This is a genomic window from Vibrio sp. 704 (genome assembly GCF_033339295.1).
Window position 1 is genome coordinate 1 of the sequence record NZ_JAWOUH010000556.1, and the last position, 644, is coordinate 644.

Annotated in this window: 1 protein-coding gene and 1 pseudogene; both read left to right on the top strand. The window is 44.9% G+C overall.

What is annotated here, in order from left to right; genetic code table 11:
* Window positions 1-7: 7 nt before the first annotated feature.
* Window positions 8-307 (top strand): annotated as a pseudogene (locus tag R7R24_RS27730) (ATP-binding protein); the annotation flags it as partial.
* 4 nt (window positions 308-311) lie between these two features.
* On the top strand, window positions 312-644 hold a 333-nt coding region (locus tag R7R24_RS27735), incomplete at its 3' end, for a response regulator (protein ID WP_318120282.1).

Sequence of the window (644 nt, forward strand, 5' to 3'; positions counted from 1 at the left end):
AATTTAAGCCGTAAAAGAACAACAAGATCAACAAGTGTGGTTGCTCGTTGAAACGGATACGGATGAAAACAAAGTGATGATTCATGTCGATGACAATGGCCCTGGGCTTGGTTCGCACACACTGTCCGAACTTTGCGAACCGTTTTTAACAACTAAAAAGAATGGATTGGGATTAGGACTTTCTATATCTCAGCAAATACTGGCTGGCATGAACGGCAGCTTGAGTGCTCACAACCGAGCCCAAGGTGGCGCTCGATTCTCATTGTGCTTACCAATATGCCAACGCACCGAACAATCAGAAGGATAAGATAATGTGTCAGGTGTTTTTTATTGATGATGAAGCCGACCTTCGATTAGCAATAGAACAAACGTTTGAGCTAGCCGATATCGAAGCGACATTTTTTTCCGATGCGGAATCCGCCTTGTTAGCCATGAAACAAAGCGATGAAGCTGGCGTAATTGTAACCGACATCTGCTTACCCGGTATTTCAGGTATGGACCTGTTAACCACGTTAGTTCAACGCGACCCAAACCTGCCAGTCATCATGATTACAGGCCATGGTGACATCTCAATGGCCGTAAATGCGTTACACCAAGGGGCCTACGATTTTATAGAGAAACCTTTTGCGCCAGAACACTTGGTT